The 14,976-nt window shown below is 61.7% G+C and carries 14 protein-coding genes; 1 reads left to right on the top strand and 13 read right to left on the bottom strand.

The window, feature by feature from the left end; genetic code table 11:
* Window positions 1-38: 38 nt before the first annotated feature.
* Window positions 39-824 carry a DeoR/GlpR family DNA-binding transcription regulator gene (locus ACLK1G_RS01440; RefSeq protein ID WP_420763770.1) on the bottom strand — a complete coding sequence of 262 codons (786 nt, stop codon included), beginning with the start codon at window positions 822-824 and terminating at the stop codon, window positions 39-41.
* A gap of 220 nt (window positions 825-1,044) precedes the next feature.
* Between ACLK1G_RS01440 and mqo the strand changes: the two genes are divergently transcribed.
* Window positions 1,045-2,694 (top strand): malate dehydrogenase (quinone), encoded by a 1,650-nt coding sequence (gene mqo, locus ACLK1G_RS01435; RefSeq protein WP_420763769.1) that lies wholly within the window; start codon window positions 1,045-1,047, stop codon window positions 2,692-2,694.
* A 21-nt stretch (window positions 2,695-2,715) separates the two neighbouring features.
* Here the strand turns inward: mqo and ACLK1G_RS01430 are convergent, their stop codons facing one another.
* From ACLK1G_RS01430 to ltrA, 12 genes are all read right to left on the bottom strand, one after another.
* On the bottom strand, window positions 2,716-2,952 hold the full coding sequence (locus tag ACLK1G_RS01430) for a hypothetical protein (RefSeq protein ID WP_420763768.1): 237 nt from the start codon (window positions 2,950-2,952) through the stop codon (window positions 2,716-2,718).
* Window positions 2,939-3,676, bottom strand: coding sequence for a LysR family transcriptional regulator (locus tag ACLK1G_RS01425; RefSeq protein ID WP_420763767.1), 738 nt, complete (start codon window positions 3,674-3,676; stop codon window positions 2,939-2,941). Before ACLK1G_RS01425 ends, ACLK1G_RS01430 begins: the two co-directional genes overlap by 14 nt.
* 41 nt (window positions 3,677-3,717) lie before the next feature.
* Window positions 3,718-4,683, bottom strand: a complete 966-nt coding sequence (locus ACLK1G_RS01420; protein ID WP_420763766.1) for a peptidylprolyl isomerase — start codon at window positions 4,681-4,683, stop codon at window positions 3,718-3,720.
* Between the two features lie 5 nt (window positions 4,684-4,688).
* Window positions 4,689-5,171: a YbjN domain-containing protein gene (locus ACLK1G_RS01415; RefSeq protein WP_420763765.1), complete on the bottom strand. Its 483-nt coding sequence runs from the start codon at window positions 5,169-5,171 to the stop codon at window positions 4,689-4,691.
* 34 nt (window positions 5,172-5,205) lie between these two features.
* Window positions 5,206-5,853 carry a DNA repair protein gene (locus ACLK1G_RS01410; RefSeq protein ID WP_420763764.1) on the bottom strand — a complete coding sequence of 216 codons (648 nt, stop codon included), beginning with the start codon at window positions 5,851-5,853 and terminating at the stop codon, window positions 5,206-5,208.
* A 16-nt stretch (window positions 5,854-5,869) separates the two neighbouring features.
* On the bottom strand, window positions 5,870-7,567 hold the full coding sequence (locus tag ACLK1G_RS01405) for a putative porin (protein ID WP_420763763.1): 1,698 nt from the start codon (window positions 7,565-7,567) through the stop codon (window positions 5,870-5,872).
* A 35-nt stretch (window positions 7,568-7,602) separates the two neighbouring features.
* Window positions 7,603-8,325, bottom strand: coding sequence for an energy transducer TonB family protein (locus ACLK1G_RS01400; protein WP_420763762.1), 723 nt, complete (start codon window positions 8,323-8,325; stop codon window positions 7,603-7,605).
* A 3-nt stretch (window positions 8,326-8,328) separates the two neighbouring features.
* Window positions 8,329-8,754 (bottom strand): ExbD/TolR family protein, encoded by a 426-nt coding sequence (locus ACLK1G_RS01395; protein ID WP_420763761.1) that lies wholly within the window; start codon window positions 8,752-8,754, stop codon window positions 8,329-8,331.
* Between the two features lie 10 nt (window positions 8,755-8,764).
* Complete coding sequence (locus ACLK1G_RS01390) at window positions 8,765-10,597, bottom strand: DUF2341 domain-containing protein (RefSeq protein WP_420763760.1); 1,833 nt, start codon at window positions 10,595-10,597, stop codon at window positions 8,765-8,767.
* Between the two features lie 31 nt (window positions 10,598-10,628).
* Window positions 10,629-12,218, bottom strand: a complete 1,590-nt coding sequence (locus tag ACLK1G_RS01385; protein ID WP_420763759.1) for a ShlB/FhaC/HecB family hemolysin secretion/activation protein — start codon at window positions 12,216-12,218, stop codon at window positions 10,629-10,631.
* Between the two features lie 146 nt (window positions 12,219-12,364).
* Window positions 12,365-12,964, bottom strand: coding sequence for a transposase (locus ACLK1G_RS01380; protein ID WP_420763758.1), 600 nt, complete (start codon window positions 12,962-12,964; stop codon window positions 12,365-12,367).
* A 290-nt stretch (window positions 12,965-13,254) separates the two neighbouring features.
* Complete coding sequence (gene ltrA / locus ACLK1G_RS01375) at window positions 13,255-14,625, bottom strand: group II intron reverse transcriptase/maturase (protein WP_420763757.1); 1,371 nt, start codon at window positions 14,623-14,625, stop codon at window positions 13,255-13,257.
* Window positions 14,626-14,976: the final 351 nt, after the last annotated feature.

The raw sequence follows: 14,976 nt of genomic DNA, 5'->3' as shown, positions 1-14,976 counted from the left end.
GCTTGTCGGACAATGGGCTCGTGGCCCGTTGCAGCATCTTATGTCTTGGCGGGGGCTTTGATGACCTTGGCGATGCGCTCCAGGAAGGGGTCGAGCCGCTCATGGGGTGCATCATGTTCCACCACCAGCGCGGTGACTTCTTCACACGTCGCCACTTGGTAATGAGCAACGCTGGACAGCTTCTGGTTGGTAACCGCCACGACCACCTGACCGCTCGCCGCGACCACCGCACGCTTGAATTCGGCGTCATCCAGGCCAAACGCCGTCACGCCATTGTCCGGGTCGATGGCGCAGGCACCGACAAAACACAGGTCGAAATTGAACTGGCGCAATTGCTGGACGGCCGCCAGCCCGATCGCACCGCCGGCGACAGGGTTCAGACGGCCACCGAGCAGGATGACCTCGGCGTTGGGCAGCTTCATCAACTCCACCGCGATCAAGGGCGAGTTGGTGCTGATGGTCAAGCGCAGCGCTGGATCGATGGCACGGGCAATCGCCAGGTTGGTCGACCCGGCATCGAGAAAGACGTGCTGACCGGCGCTGAGCAACGACGCCGCCGTCCGGGCAAGGTCGTCCTTGCGCGCCGGATCCTGATGGATCCGAACGTCTATGGGCGCTTCGGCCGCCGGCAGGCGAATCGCGCCGCCATAGACGCGCTTGCACAAGCCTGCCGCCGCCAATGCCCCGAGGTCCCTGCGGATCGAGTGTTCGGATACATTGAATTCGCTGGCCAGGTCCGCCGCGATGACCCGGCCATAAACGGCGAGTCGCTCACTGATCAAGCGTTGGCGCTCGCCGGGAAATACTTCGTGAGTGGCGCTCATGACATCACAACCTGCATAAACGAGCATGAATAAACATAAACGAGCACAATATGCCGGGTCTTGTTCGGGTCGTCAAACCCCCGCCGCAGCCCAGGCTGAATCACCTTTCGTCACCCTCTCCCGCCGGGTCGCTGAACAGCGCCCCGTGACGCCAGTCAACACAAGGTCGGTTGCGTCATTTCGTTAACGAGCGACTTCCTCGGTCGCCGAGGATGGAACTATGAACACTGCAATCATTGCGACCCTGCTGACCGTCGCCCTCTCATTGAGCGTCAACGGTGCCCAGGCCGCGGAAACGAAAAAAGTCGATGTGCTGCTGGTGGGCGGCGGCATCATGAGTTCAACCCTGGGCATATGGCTCAACGAGCTAGAACCGGGCTGGTCGATGGAAATGGTCGAACGCCTGGATGCCGTGGCCGAAGAAAGCTCCAACGGCTGGAACAACGCCGGCACCGGCCATTCGGCGCTGGCCGAGCTGAACTACACGCCGATGGACGACCAAGGCAACGTCAACATTACCAAGGCCATCGAGATCAACGAGGCCTTCCAGATCACCCGGCAGTTCCTGGCGTGGCAGGTCAAGAGCGGCGTCTTGAAAAACCCCCGTTCGTTTATCAACTCCACCCCGCACATGAGCTTTGTATGGGGTGACGACAACATCAAGTTCCTGCGCAAACGCTACGAAGCGCTGCAAGCGAGCCCCTTGTTCCGCCCAATGCAATATTCGGAAGACCCGGAGCAGATCAAGAAGTGGGTGCCCTTGATGATGGAAGGCCGCGATCCGAATCAAAAGCTCGCGGCCACCTGGGCGCCGATCGGCACCGATGTGAACTTTGGTGAAATCACCCGCCAGTACGTCAGCTATCTGCAAAGCAAACCCAACTTCAGCCTGAAGCTGTCGAGCGAAGTGCGCGACATCACCCGCAATGACGACGGTACCTGGCACGTTGAATACAAGAACCTCAAGGACGGCGAAACGAGCGCCACCGACGCCAAGTTCCTGTTTATCGGCGCAGGCGGCGGCGCCCTGCATCTGTTGCAGAAGTCAGGCATTCCAGAGGCTGACGAATACGCGGGCTTCCCGGTCGGCGGCTCGTTCCTGGTCGCCGAGAACCCCAGCGTTGCCGAACGACACATGGCAAAGGCCTACGGGATTGCGTCCACCGGCGCGCCGCCGATGTCGGTGCCTCATTTGGATACGCGGGTACTGGACGGCAAGCGCGTCGTCCTGTTCGGGCCATTTGCGACCTTCTCCACCAAGTTTCTCAAGGAAGGTTCCTACTTCGACCTGTTCACCAGCATGACCACACACAATGTCTGGCCCATGACCAAGGTCGGCATCGAGCAATACCCCTTGGTCGAATACCTGGCCGGCCAGCTCATGCTGTCGGATGATGATCGTTTCAAGGCCTTGCAGGAGTATTTCCCCCAGGCCAAGCAGGAAGACTGGCGCCTCTGGCAAGCCGGCCAACGGGTGCAGGTCATCAAGCGCGATGAGGAAAAAGGCGGCGTGCTGAAGTTGGGCACCGAAGTGGTGGCCTCCCAGGACGGCAGCATCGCCGGCCTGCTTGGCGCGTCCCCTGGCGCATCGACGGCGGCCCCGATCATGCTTGAAGTGATGCAACGGGTCTTCAAGGACAAAGTCGCCTCCCCGGCCTGGCAGCAAAAGCTGCACCAGATCGTGCCCAGCTACGGGACACGCCTCAACGACGATCCTGACCGTGTCTACGAGGAATGGAAATACACCAGCGACGTGTTACAACTGACACCGCCACCGGATATTCGTGGCAACAGTGAGCCGAAGGCTCCGACCAACAGCGATCCGGTGGGCCAGAAGCACAGCGACTCCGACCCGGACCTGGCGCTGTGAAGGAGGGCTGGCCGGCACGGGCTAGAACCATTCCCGGTGTTCCTCAAACGCCGCGCGGACCAGCGCCGCCAGCCGGGCGACTTCTTCCCGGTGTGCTTCGTCGCCGTGCACGGCCATCCAGACCTGCATCGTCATGTCACGGCCGAACAACTCGGGTAGCGGCTGCAGGTTTTTTTCGAGCGCGCCTACGTAATGCGGCAGCAGGCCCACGCAAGCGCTCCACTGGATCATCTGGCGCATCAGTTCATAGGAGTTCACTTGGGGTGACGCCAGAACGACGCGCCTCGACTGCTCTGTTCCAAGGCTGCAGGGAAGCAATATCCGCGTGGCTGTGCAGGCTCACCAACATGTAGTCCTGCAGCTCGACCAGGCTGCGCGGGCGGCTCGCTTCCCGTGAATAACGCTTGGCGATGTGCGGAATGTATTCCAGTTCGGCGAGACAACTGAGCTCGGCCACCGGAAACGACAACCTCGGAACTAGGACTTGCGAGTCGGCGAGCCAGACGATGACATCCGCCTCGACCGGTTCGCTGTCGAGGCGCAGCAGGTTCAGGCGTACGTTGGCGTGCTGGCGCAGGAAGCCGAGCAGGTCGCGATTAAGGATGTCATGCAACAAGGGCTCCGCCACGGCCACACGAACCAGCGCCGGGTCCTCGTCGGACGTGCCGGGCAATGCCAGCAACGCACGGTGGGCCAGCAACTGGCTGCGCAGATGACGACCGTCCTGGCTGAGCACCAGCGCATTGCCTCGGTGCTCGAACAAAGGACGCCCGTAATGGCTCGATAGCCGCGAAAGTTTTTTGCGCAACAACGAAGCTTTGACGTTGAGGCTCCGCGCCGCCTGCATAAAACAGCTGCAACGGGCCGCCACCAGGAAGAACTCCAATGCCTGGAGATCCTTGAAGCCGTTCAAGACATCGGTACCTACCGAGGTGGCCTGCCGCGCACACTCGTGAATGTGATCAACCTCCTCCAACGCCATACGCCCTCCTCCCTAAGGTGACCCTCGAATTGCCGGACCGCTTAACGAACAGACTCCAATGCCTGATTCAGTTGCGCGCCATCGATGCTCAGCGTTGCCTTGCTCACCAGCCCTTCCATATAGGCCCTGGCCACTTGTTCCTGCCGCTGATTGCGCAGCGCCTCGCGCAGTTGTTCACGAACTTCATCCAGGCTGGCGGCGCGTGCCGGCTGCATGTCGGTCAGTTTGAGAATGTGAAAACCCGCCTGGCTCCGCAACGCGTCGGAAACGCTGCCGACCCGTTGCCGGCTCAAGACCTGGCGCATCTCCGGCACGTATTGTTGCAACGGTTGCAAGCCGCTGTCACCGCCCCGTTGGGCCGTCGCCTGGTCCTCGGAAAACTGCCGGGCGAGGTCGGCAAAATCCGCGTTGGGGGCCTGGGCACGACGAGCCAGCTCGGTGGCTTTCTTGCGCAGCGGTTCTTCGTTGGCTCCCGGCTCAACCGCGATGAAAATCTGGCTGACTCGGTACAGCGCCGGGCTTCGCAGCTTGTCCTTGGCGCTCTCGTAAGCCTGTTGCAGGGCTTGGTCATCCGGATAGTCGGCGGGGACCTGGCTGACGGATTGCAAGTAAGTGCGCAGCAAAATCTGTTCGGTGGCCGCGCGGGTCATCTGTTGGATGTCCGGACGCTCCTGCCAACCTTGGGCGTCGGCCTGCTGCAACAGGGCTTTCTCTGCCAGGCGCGCTCGGACCCACCCCTCCAGCGCACCACGATTGCCGCGCAGCTGCTCGCGCACCTGCGGTGTGAGCGCGCTCAACACAGCGTTGAGCTCGGCGCTGCTCAGTTGCAGTTCGCCCAGGCTGGCCACGGCCGGTGCAGCCTCGGCCGGGGCTCTGGCGGGTTTCGGTTGTGCCGCAGGCACCGAGGCTTGGGATACGCCGTCAGGGTTGGAGATCACCGTCAGCACAATGCCGCCGAGCACCAGGACAGCCGCACTGATGCCAGCCAGTCTGCTAAACCTGTTCATAGTAATCAGGCCTCTTCGACCGCAGCTTCCTGCGTTACATCCGCACCGTCCTTTTGCGGCTCGCGTGCGTGCTGGCTGTAGTCGCGCAGGTACACCACGAACTCTTGCAACAGGCGGTCCCAGAGCTCCAGCACGCCACGCACGTGGTCTTCACTGACACCGGCGGCAACAATGGCATCCATTTCCATCACCAGGAAATCGCCCTGGCGACTCAGGCGGGCAAAGCGGCGGCTGGCATTCCATACCTGGACCAGACCGTCAGGCAATTGGCCCTCGATGCGCAGCGCGCAACTGAACGTGAAATCGACAAAGCTGCCCTCGGTGGCGGCCGGGTTGCCGAAACGCACGGCAAAACCAATGCCCTGGCTGGCGCTCAACAACTGAACCACGGCGCCTTGTTCGGTACGATTGACACGATAACCGGCGGCTTGCAGTAATTCGCCCAGTTGCTCGGGAGTGATGCTATGGATCAGTGTCTGTGCGGTCATGACAGGATGTTCCTTATGGTCATTTGATCAATGGTTAGTTGCCGGCAGTGGTCTTGGCGGCATCGAACTGGGTCTGGTACAGCGCATCGCCGTAGCGCTGCGCCAATTCTTCGAACTTCACCCGTGCCCCACTGGCGAAGGGTTGGCGGATCTTCAATACGTCGCTGACCTCGATGTTTTCGTAGGCAGTGAGGATCTCCTTGGCGATGCCGTACATCTCTTGGTTTTTCGCCACGCACTGCTGCACTTCACTGTCCCGACTGGTCAGGCTGGCTTGCAGCGTGGCGCGCGCTGCCTCTATACCCCGTGCGCGGCCCAGCAGCTCTTCATAAGCTTGTTTGAACTTGCCGACCTGCTCGGTACTGGCCGCGATCTGCGCCTGGGCGCTGCTGCGTACGGCGTCCTGTTGCGCGCCCAGTTGTTCGCTTTGGCTGCGGGCCTTGGCGAGTTCGGCGGTCAGTTGCTTGATTTGCGCTTGTGCCGCGCTCAGCTCGGTTTGTGCTGCCTGGCGCGCGGCGGCGCCTTGCGCCTGTTCGCTCTGCAAGGCTTGCAGCTGTTGAGTGGTACTGCGCAACTGGGCGCGCAGGCGTTCTTCCAAGGTTTGCGCCGATGCGCCCAGGGCTGCACCGAGCCCCAACAGCAGCACCAGGGCGTGGATCGCGGGATGAAATGACTTTTTCATGCTGTCTCTCCCGGCGCTAGAAGCGCGTGTTGAGCTCAAGTTGCAGAACGTCGATATCGAACGGCGCGCCGTAGACTTCTTCGCTGCTCAACCAGCGCGCGGTCGCGAAGACGTTGTCTTCGATGCCGTAGTTGCCGCCGAGGAAATAACCCTTGGCGTTGGTGCCGCCGAGGTGGAACGAGGAGTCGTTGAAGCCGTCCGGCAAGGCGTCCGGCTCGATGTATTTGTAGCCGGCGAACAGGTTCCAATCGCCGCGCTTCTTCAGGTCCAGGGAACTGCCCAGGGTGAACTGCAGCATCCAGGCGGTATCGCCGCTTTCGATGTCACCGTTTTCGTCCACGTTGTTGACCAGCGCACCGGCCGAGCGCTTGCGCATCTTGCCTTCGTCGTAGCCGAGGTTGACCAGGTAGTTGCCCTGGCTGCGCAACTTGAGATCGTCGAACAGCAAGGTGTCCCAGACCAGATTGAGGTCAAGCACGTTGAACTCCGAGGCCAGGCCCACGAACTGTGGCTGCGGCGAGGTGGTCGGCGCGGAAGGGTCAGGCACCAGGTTGCGCAGTTCCATCAGGGTGTTGCCCTTTTGCATGAACGCCGGACGCGTTTCGTCACTGTCACAGGCCGGCGCGCCGTCGTAGATAGCGCAAGGGTTGGAGCGCCGCCCTTCGATGTCGTCAAACTGGTAGTAAGCCAGTGCCCCTTTGATGCTGTTGTCCGGCGCAAACGCCCAGGTCGCGCCAAGCTGGGCGCCGTAGAGCCACTTGTTCTCGCTGTCTTCCTTGTTGAAACCATCGCTCGACGCGCTGTCGGAGCTGTACTCCACCGGGAACGCACCGAGGGTGCCGAATATTGCCAGGTCGCGGCTCAACGGGTGATTGAACGAGCCGGCCAAGCCGTCGAAATTGAGGTCGTTGGAATACAGCAGATCGGTGGACATGAACGGGTTGGGCATGCGCCCGCCGGTGAAGCTCAGTTCCTTGGTGGGGCGATAGTTGAGGTAGCCCTGATCGAGCCACAGGTCCTTTTTGTCAAAGCCGCCGCCAAGGGTCTGGGTGGTGGAGACAGGACTGCTGTCCGATCCCGTGCCCAGGCGGATAGCCGCTGTCCATTGCGGGGAAAGCGCCGCCCGCATACCCATGCGAGCCCGCAGGCGCAGCATGTTCTCGCGGTCTTCGCGGGTATTGAGCAACGGCGGAAGTTGCGAGCCGCTGTTGGGGTTGACGTCATAAGGCCCGCTGTTGTTGAGCTCGGCGAAGTCGACGATCTCGTTGCTGTTGCTGCCCGAGTAGAAGCGCGACTCGTTGCGCAAGCGCACGTCGCCTTCAAAGGTGATGCGTGAGACCCAGTCGGGGAAGGTGTTGGGCTGGGCCCAGTTTTCCTGTTTGGCCTGGGCGATCACTTCGGCTTTCACCTGGTCGCGAATCTGTTCCCGAACGATGGCCGGCACGTATTGCACCCGCACCTCCCCCGGCGCGCCGGGCGCTGGCACTGGCACTGGCGCGGCAGTCGCGGCGGCCTGCCGGGCTTGCACGGCCTCGGCTTCGGCCTGATCGATCAGCGCTTGCGCCTGGTCCTGCTTGAGCACGCCTTGTTGCACCAACAGGCGAATCAGATTGACCGTCGCGTTCTGCGAGGGTGTCTGCGCCAACGCGCTGCCCGCCAGGCTGGCGATCACCAGGCCGACGCCCAGCGCCACTCGATTGATTTTGCAGATCATGAACACAACTCCTAATGGTCTCTTGTCGACCCGGCTCAGCCCGGTCGGCGTCCTTGTAGGCGGATACGCACCGGCACCTGCAACGAGGCGGGTGGACGTTCCAGATGGGGTGAAGCGCGCAAGGTCGCCAGGACCTTGGCGTCGAGTTCGGCATCGCCACTGCTGCGTCCCAGCTCCACGCGCGTCACGCGACCGGCCTGGTCCAGCCAGACGTCAGCCTCCAGGCGGAACGCCAGGTTGCGCAGCTCGGGCGACTCGCGCAGCAAGCGTTGGAAGCTGTAGGCGAGGAACTGGCTGTAGGTGCCGTTGCCGAGGCGTCCGCCACCGGCGCCAGCCATCCCGCCGCCCTTGCCCGCGCCGATATTGAAAGCGTCGGAGCCAGCCTGGGCGTCGCTGTCCATTTGCATCGGGTCAGCCAAGTCCTCGGCGGGTGAAGGCGGTGCTTCTTCCTCCGGCTTGACTTCCTCTGGTTCGGGCGTGGGTTCGGGCTCGACGATTTTTTCTTCCACCGGCTTTTCCGGCTCCGGCGGTTTTTCCGGGGGCGGAGGCGGAGGTGGCGGCAACGGAATGATCGCGGGAATTTTCGGCGCCTCGCGACGGATGCCGCTCATGTCGTTGGCCCATGACCACAGCAGCCAGGCCAGGCCCGCCCCCACCAGCAAACCGACGGTCCACTGCAATACGCGGCGCACCCTGCCGGTGCCGTCCCGCTGTCGTTCCAGGCGTTCGTTTTGCGGCTGTTCAGGAAAAGACGTCATGACTCAGCCCTGGCTCGGTTTGCCGGTGACCAGGCCCACCTGGGACAGCTCCAGGCGGCGCAACAGGTCCAGCACTTCAACGACTTTCTGGTACTGCACGGCCGAGTCACCGCGCACGATGATCGGAAAATCCGGGCTCTGGGCTTTCTCGATGCGCAAGCGATCTTCCAGTTCGTTAAGGGTGACCGGGTAAGCATCGAGGAACACCTGGCCGCCATCATTGATGGAAATCGCCTTGGTCTTGGGCTGCGAAAGCGAAATGCTCGAGCTGGCCTTCGGCAGGTTGATCTGGATCCCGGAGACCTGGGCGGTGGCGGTGAGAATAAACATCACCAGCACCACCATGAGCACATCCACCAGTGGCGTGATGTTGATGGTATCGACGGCGGCATCTTCGTCGTCGTCCGAGGCGCTATTGAGGTTGGCCATGGTCGTTCCCTTACACCGTCAACGATGGGCTGGCGACGTGGTTGCCCCGTCGATGCGCCGCTTCACTGGACTGGCTTTCGCCGTGGACTTCGGCCAGGCGGGTGATGAACTCGTCGACGAATACCCGCATGTCGGCGCTGACTTCCTTGTTTCGCGTGGTCAGGCGGTTGTAGCCAAATAGCGCCGGAATCGCGACGAACAACCCCATGGCGGTGGCCAGCAACGCAGCCGCCATGCCGGGGGCGATGGCGTTGATGTTCACATCACCGGCCATGGCGGTGCCGAGGAACACCACCATGATCCCCAGCACCGTCCCCAGCAGGCCGATGTAAGGGCCGCCGGCGATGGCGTTGGACAACGTCGACAACTTGGAACTGAGCTGTTGGTTTTCCCGGGTCCGTACACCGTCCATGGAACAGCGGATGGCTTCGATGGTGGCGGCGGAGATCGACGAGGTGTCGGCGCCCTGGTCGCGGCGCGTGCGGATCTCGGCAACCGCCACCCCATACAGGCGCCACAGCGACGAATCGCCCAGGCGCTGCGCCAGGTCGCGGTCATCTGCAAGCAGTTCCAGCCGTGTCCCGACCTTGGCGAAATGACTGCGGAAGACTTCGTTGGCATGGCTGACTCGGCTGACATTGCGGCTCTTGCGCACCATGATCACCCACGACTGCAGCATCATCAGCACCAGGACGGCGATGATCACCCAGGCGTCCAGCGGCACCGCATTGAGCAGGAAACCCAGGCTGCCGAAACCAAATCCAGACTGTTCTTCGTCCACCCCATAGGCCACCAGGCGCGACTCGGCGCCCTGGGCGGTGGCATCGGCCAGGATCTGCTCAGGCGAACGGGCGACGCGGGACAAGCGCAGTTCATCGAGGGCGCCGGTGAAGGCTTGATACGTAGCGGCCGGAGCCACCACGCCGGCATCGACGGCGGCCGGTGAGTCGGCGCCGATGGCAATCGCACCCTGCAAGGCCGGCAACGGTTGCGCCAGGCTCGCCGCCGGCTTTCCATTCACATACAAACGCAACCCGCTGGCGTCAGCCGTCAACGCCAAGTGTTGCCATTGTCCCAGTGCCACGGCCTGGTTGGCCACGGCGCGCTGGCCGTTCACTTCCACAAAGGGCACGCCTTGGTTCACGCCCACCAGCAGCGCATTGCCGGCATCACGACGGGCCAGCAGCAGTTGCTCGCCTGTGCCCTGCTCCATTCGCAACCAGGTGCTGAAGGTCAACGCACCACCCGCGCTCACGCCCAGGGATGGACTGGCCGGCAGCAACAGCGGCTGACCGTTGAGCTGTGCCGAGCGCCCGATGACACCGTCAATGATGTTTGCCGGTGCGTTCTGCGCGTGGTTGGCAAAGGCGCTGGCATCACGCGGTGGTGCGCCAACGGCACCATCGAAGTGATAGACCAGGCTGTAATCGGCATCGAACGCCAACTGGGGATTGCTGGTGACCGGTGCTTTCGGGTTGCCGTAGTACATCCAGATGTCCGAGCGCTTGCCCCCCTCCACCATGGGCACGTCCACCCAGATCAAGGCCATGCCCATCAGCGGATCGAAGCTCTCAATCTGGTGGTTGAGCACGGTGTGGTCGTCGGCGGCGACAAAGCGAATGTCCGAGCCGTTTTCGTTGACACCGTCAAAGGTGAAATTGCCGGTGTGCAAACGCACCAGCAGCGAGGTGCGCCCCACCGCCTGGCTGATCGCCGCGCCCTGGGGCGTAGTGTCGATGCTGATCTGTTTGCGGTAGTGCCAATCGTCCTGCCACCAAGCGCTGGCCGTTGCCGGCAGCACGAGGCCCAGGCAAGCGAGAAGAATGAAAATCAAGCGATGCATAACGGAGTGCTCCAAGGTCTGTGCCTACCGGTCAAAAGGTCGCCTGCACATTGAAGTGCACGCGTGAATCGTGTTTGCGGGTGTTCGGGCCGTCCTTGAGCGGCAGGCCCCAGTCGAGGCTGCCCGACAGCCATTCGCGCAACGTGGCGCGGGTGCCGAAGCCGATACTCGCCAGGCTGTAGTCGGCCTCCTGGTCGGGCAGCGCGTCTTGCAGGGCCAACTGCGCGCCTTCGGCAAAGATGTATAAACGCCAGTTGTCGACGTAGCTGCCGAGGCCTTTGCCCAGGTGCTTGCTCAACGACGGTGTGCGCAGTTCCTGGGAAAACAGCACGCCATCATCGCCAGTGCGTTCCGCAGCGAGATAACCGCGCACACTGGTGGCGCCACCGGCGGAAAACTGTTCGTTGGAGACCAGCGGCCCGGAGGCCAATTGGAAGCTCAGCTTGCTTGCCGCTTGCCAGTCCCCGGAAAAATTCCGGGTGAAGGTGCTGTCGCCCTTGAACACGGCGAAGCTGGGATTGGCCTCGTAGCGCTTGGCCCGAAATTCATCGGCGTCGCTGCCATAACCGAAGAAGCTGCGGGTGCCGGCAACGATGCTCAGGCCCAGGCCGAACTGTGAGGTTTCGGTGTAGCGAAAGCCGTTGTAGGCAAGGGTGATGGGCGCGTACTTGATCGGCACTTCATCGCTCGAACCGCCGAACTGCAGGGCTTCATCGAAATCCTTGAAATCCACGCCCACCGACAGCGAGTTCGCCCAGACGCCTTGCGCAGGCACGTTGTAGATCAACGACACGCCGTAGGAATGGCCCTTGCCCAGCACATTGCTGCCGCCGATGGTTGCGACGTTGCTGTCGGATTGATAGCCAGCGAACTGCAGGTTCCAGCGCTCACTCAAGGGAGCGTTATAGGAACCCGACCAGACCTGCGCGTTGTCCCGGTCCTCGGGGGCGGTGAAATAGGTCAGCGAAGCCGTATGGCCGCGTTGCCAGAGGTTGTTGTGGCCAAGCGTGACCACCGAACGCAGCTTTTCGGTGTCGGCGCTGTAGTCGTTGTTCAAGCCGACGCTCGCCTGCCAGGGATTTTTATCCTCGACTTGCAGGTCGACATCCATCGTTCCCGGGCGCTGCCCTTCGCGCACGACCGGCACCACTTGGCGTCCGGGGTTACGGTTGGCAACCGCCAGCTGGGTTTGCACCGCCGCGAAATCGGCCACCTTGCCTTCTGTCAGCGCCGGTACTTCTTCGCGCACATTGACGGGAGAGTAGTGCTCGGTGCCGACCACGCGTACCCGGCCGATCCTGGTTTCGCTGACCTGCAGGTACACCACGCCGCCTTCGACCTGCTGCTCCGGCAGTTCGACGAACACCGACTGGTAACCCTTGGCCTGGTAGCGCTGTTGCAGGGCATCGCGTGCGCCTTCGATATCGGTGAGCTTGCGTTGCGGCCCCAGGAACGCATACACCGCCTCTTCGATTTCCCGGGCATCGAGCACGGTGTTGCCGCGCACCACGTACTCATTCACGTCCACCAGGCGCGCAGGCGTTCCGGCCTCGGCCGCTGTATCGGCTTCCTCGGCCCACAGCGTTGGCGCCTCGGCGACGAGCATCAGCGCGAGCGCCATGGGCAGGTATGGCCTGCACCTGCCGATGTTGAAGTCCCAATGATCCACACATCCCCCTCGATTCAATTGCGCCACGCGCGCAGCGCCTGCTGCAAAGCCGCGCGCCGCATGACGCGCCGCCTTGCATCGTGTTGTTGCCTGACGGTTTATTTGCGTTTGGAATGGCCTGCGTGCCTGGAAAGCCAGGTGTGCAACAAGGCGAAGTTCAGCGAAAACTCCGGCATGTGCATCAGGTCGCCGCAGAACACTTCACTGACGATGCGCTCGAGCAATTTCGCCGCGTGCGGGCTGTCCAGCAGCTCGCCGATATCGCGCACGAAGACCGAGAACGCCCAGACCCGCTGGTTCAGCTCAAGGCCCACAAACCAGCGGAACAACAGGTTGTAATTGAGCTGCTCGTACAACTGTTTTTCACTGGGCAGCGAGTACAGCAGTTGCAAAAGCAACGCGAGCATCAAGGCCGGTACCGGCACCTGGATGTGGTGTTCCCGGGCCCATTGCTGCAAGGGCTCGGACGCGGCCTCCAGCAGCTCCTCGATTTGCGGGCGCAACATCACCAGGGAATGACCTGGCGGCACGTAGCTGGACAGCTCCTTCAAGGCACTCTGCCAATCGTCCTGGGACACGATCCACACCCAAGGCGCGCCGTAGCGGTACACCGAGACCGGTTTTTTGCGCGCGGCTTCAACAATTTTCGACAGGCGCTGGTCCAGCTCCTGCATGCCCACTTTCGAGTAACTTTCCATAGACCCCAATGCCCCTGTCACACCTGGCATCCAGCGCGAAATAGCGCCAGAAAAAGTTGTCCGGCTTCCCTGCTTAAGGCCTTTTCGTCCACGGCGTTCCTGCGCCGTTGCCGTTTCACACAACCTTGACCCCGGCCACCTGCCACTACCGAACTTTTGTCATCGAATCTTCATGAACGGTTACCGACAGCGGCCCTGCGCGATCGGCATAGGGGACGGCCTTCATAGGCCGTTCCCCTGCCACACCACCCGGCATGCGGGTCCGCACCGGGCGGTTCGAGAGATTGAGGTCAGGAGAAACGCGGTAAACCCAAGCTATCGAACCAAGCGATAGTCAACACACGATTCAGCTCGTACCGGCTGTTGTTCCACCAACGGCGAGCATTTCCCGCGATCTTCTTCGCGACTTCCACACTCGCCCCCAGTGCACGCAACGCCTGATAGGTCGTCGTTCCGCGCTTCCATTGCTTGAGCTGGATCGCGCGTAATCGGTGCCGTATCCATTCGTCCAGTTCACGCCAGACGGTTGGGGTTTGCGACAGTCCGAAATAAGCTTTCCAACCCAGAATGTAAGGGCGCAGATCATCGACGATCTGTTGCAAACTACGACCACATGAGCGTCGGGTATGCCAGCGTATCCGCTGCTTGAACTGCTTTTGCGCCTTATAGGAAACCGCGCGCCTGACCTCGTTTCGACGGGACCACAATTCGTATCCCAGAAACTTGCGACCAAACGCACTCGTCACCGCACTCTTGCTCTCGTTGAAGCTCAAGTGCAGCTTTTCATACAGACGCTTCAGCAAGGCCATCACCCGCTGCCCTGCCTTCTGGCTGCGAACATACACATTCGCATCATCGGCATAGCGCACGAAACAATGGCCTCGACGTTCAAGCTCTCGATCCACTTCGTCCAGCAGCACATTCGCCAGCAACGGCGACAGCGGACCGCCTTGCGGCGCCCCGCAGCGGCTTTTCTCGACGACTCCATTGATCTGCGTTCCCGCATTCAGATACGCCCGAATCAGCCGGATAACCGCCCGATCCGCAATTCGCTTGCGTAAACGATCAATCAAAATGTCGTGGTCGACCCGATCGAAGAACTTCTCCAGATCAACATCCACTACCACTTTGCGCCCTGAAGACACATGGCGCTGAGCCGCCAAAACGGCGTCCTGCGCACTGCGCCCCGGGCGAAAGCCGTAGCTGTGTTCACTGAAGGTTGGATCAAGCAGTGGCTGCAAGACTTGCAGCAATGCTTGTTGGATCAGCCGGTCGGTGACCGTTGGAATGCCCAACTCGCGTTCGCCGCCGTCAGGCTTGGGAATGACCACGCGCCGTACCGGACTGGGCCGGTAGACGCCTGAAAGAAGCTGTTCGCAAATCGCAGGCCATCGGCTCTGCAAGTGTTCGGCAGTCTGCTCAATGTCCAGACCGTCGACCCCAGCAGCCCCTTTGTTAGCCCTGACCCGTTTCCAGGCCCGTTTCAGGTTTGCTCTCGCAAAGGCCCGTTCCAGCAGCCCTTGCCCTGCGTTGTCGGTTTCATTTTGCGGGCAATTGACCTCGTCACTGATGGAGGCACTCACGGCTTCACCGCTCGCGTTTTCCTCACATCCGCCCCCACGTTTGGCAGGCTTCTGACTTCCGGTTTCTCGCATCAACATGGCCTATAACGCTTTCTCTCGTTCGGCCCTTCGTCAAAAAAAAAGACTACTACGGCCTCTGCTGACTTCTCGCTCCGGTTTGCACCGTCGCCCTTTCAGGCGCAAGGCGAGATCTCCCCAGGTAAGAACGCAATCCTTCACCGCACAGCCGCCGGATCTACGCAGCCGCCCTTTGACCACAAGAGTTTCGCGGTTTTTGGCCCGCTCACCCTGGTCGGCTTCGCCTTATATCCGGTTCTTGTTCATCGGCTCACGGCTTCGCTCCACGCTTCCTCCCCACACTCGGTCGCCCTCATGCAGTTGCGCTTCACTTCATTCGCTGTGGTCAGCTTACGGCGGGACTTTCACCCA

The organism is Pseudomonas algeriensis (assembly GCF_048847255.1).
Lineage (GTDB): Bacteria > Pseudomonadota > Gammaproteobacteria > Pseudomonadales > Pseudomonadaceae > Aquipseudomonas.
The sequence above is the reverse complement of the archived record's forward strand: the minus strand, read 5'-3'. Positions and strand labels throughout refer to the sequence as shown.

What these genes read in the sequence shown, in the direction of transcription:
- ACLK1G_RS01425 (WP_420763767.1), bottom strand. Translation starts at nt 3,676, where the DNA reads ATGGCGTTGGAGGAGGTTGATCACATTCACGAGTGTGCGCGGCAGGCC.
- ACLK1G_RS01410 (WP_420763764.1), bottom strand. Translation starts at nt 5,853, where the DNA reads ATGAAAAAGTCATTTCATCCCGCGATCCACGCCCTGGTGCTGCTGTTG.
- ACLK1G_RS01440 (WP_420763770.1), bottom strand. Translation starts at nt 824, where the DNA reads ATGAGCGCCACTCACGAAGTATTTCCCGGCGAGCGCCAACGCTTGATC.
- ACLK1G_RS01395 (WP_420763761.1), bottom strand. Translation starts at nt 8,754, where the DNA reads ATGGCCAACCTCAATAGCGCCTCGGACGACGACGAAGATGCCGCCGTC.
- ltrA (WP_420763757.1), bottom strand. Translation starts at nt 14,625, where the DNA reads ATGTTGATGCGAGAAACCGGAAGTCAGAAGCCTGCCAAACGTGGGGGC.
- ACLK1G_RS01400 (WP_420763762.1), bottom strand. Translation starts at nt 8,325, where the DNA reads ATGACGTCTTTTCCTGAACAGCCGCAAAACGAACGCCTGGAACGACAG.
- ACLK1G_RS01420 (WP_420763766.1), bottom strand. Translation starts at nt 4,683, where the DNA reads ATGAACAGGTTTAGCAGACTGGCTGGCATCAGTGCGGCTGTCCTGGTG.
- ACLK1G_RS01380 (WP_420763758.1), bottom strand. Translation starts at nt 12,964, where the DNA reads ATGGAAAGTTACTCGAAAGTGGGCATGCAGGAGCTGGACCAGCGCCTG.
- ACLK1G_RS01390 (WP_420763760.1), bottom strand. Translation starts at nt 10,597, where the DNA reads ATGCATCGCTTGATTTTCATTCTTCTCGCTTGCCTGGGCCTCGTGCTG.
- ACLK1G_RS01415 (WP_420763765.1), bottom strand. Translation starts at nt 5,171, where the DNA reads ATGACCGCACAGACACTGATCCATAGCATCACTCCCGAGCAACTGGGC.
- ACLK1G_RS01405 (WP_420763763.1), bottom strand. Translation starts at nt 7,567, where the DNA reads ATGATCTGCAAAATCAATCGAGTGGCGCTGGGCGTCGGCCTGGTGATC.
- ACLK1G_RS01385 (WP_420763759.1), bottom strand. Translation starts at nt 12,218, where the DNA reads ATGGCGCTCGCGCTGATGCTCGTCGCCGAGGCGCCAACGCTGTGGGCC.
- mqo (WP_420763769.1), top strand. Translation starts at nt 1,045, where the DNA reads ATGAACACTGCAATCATTGCGACCCTGCTGACCGTCGCCCTCTCATTG.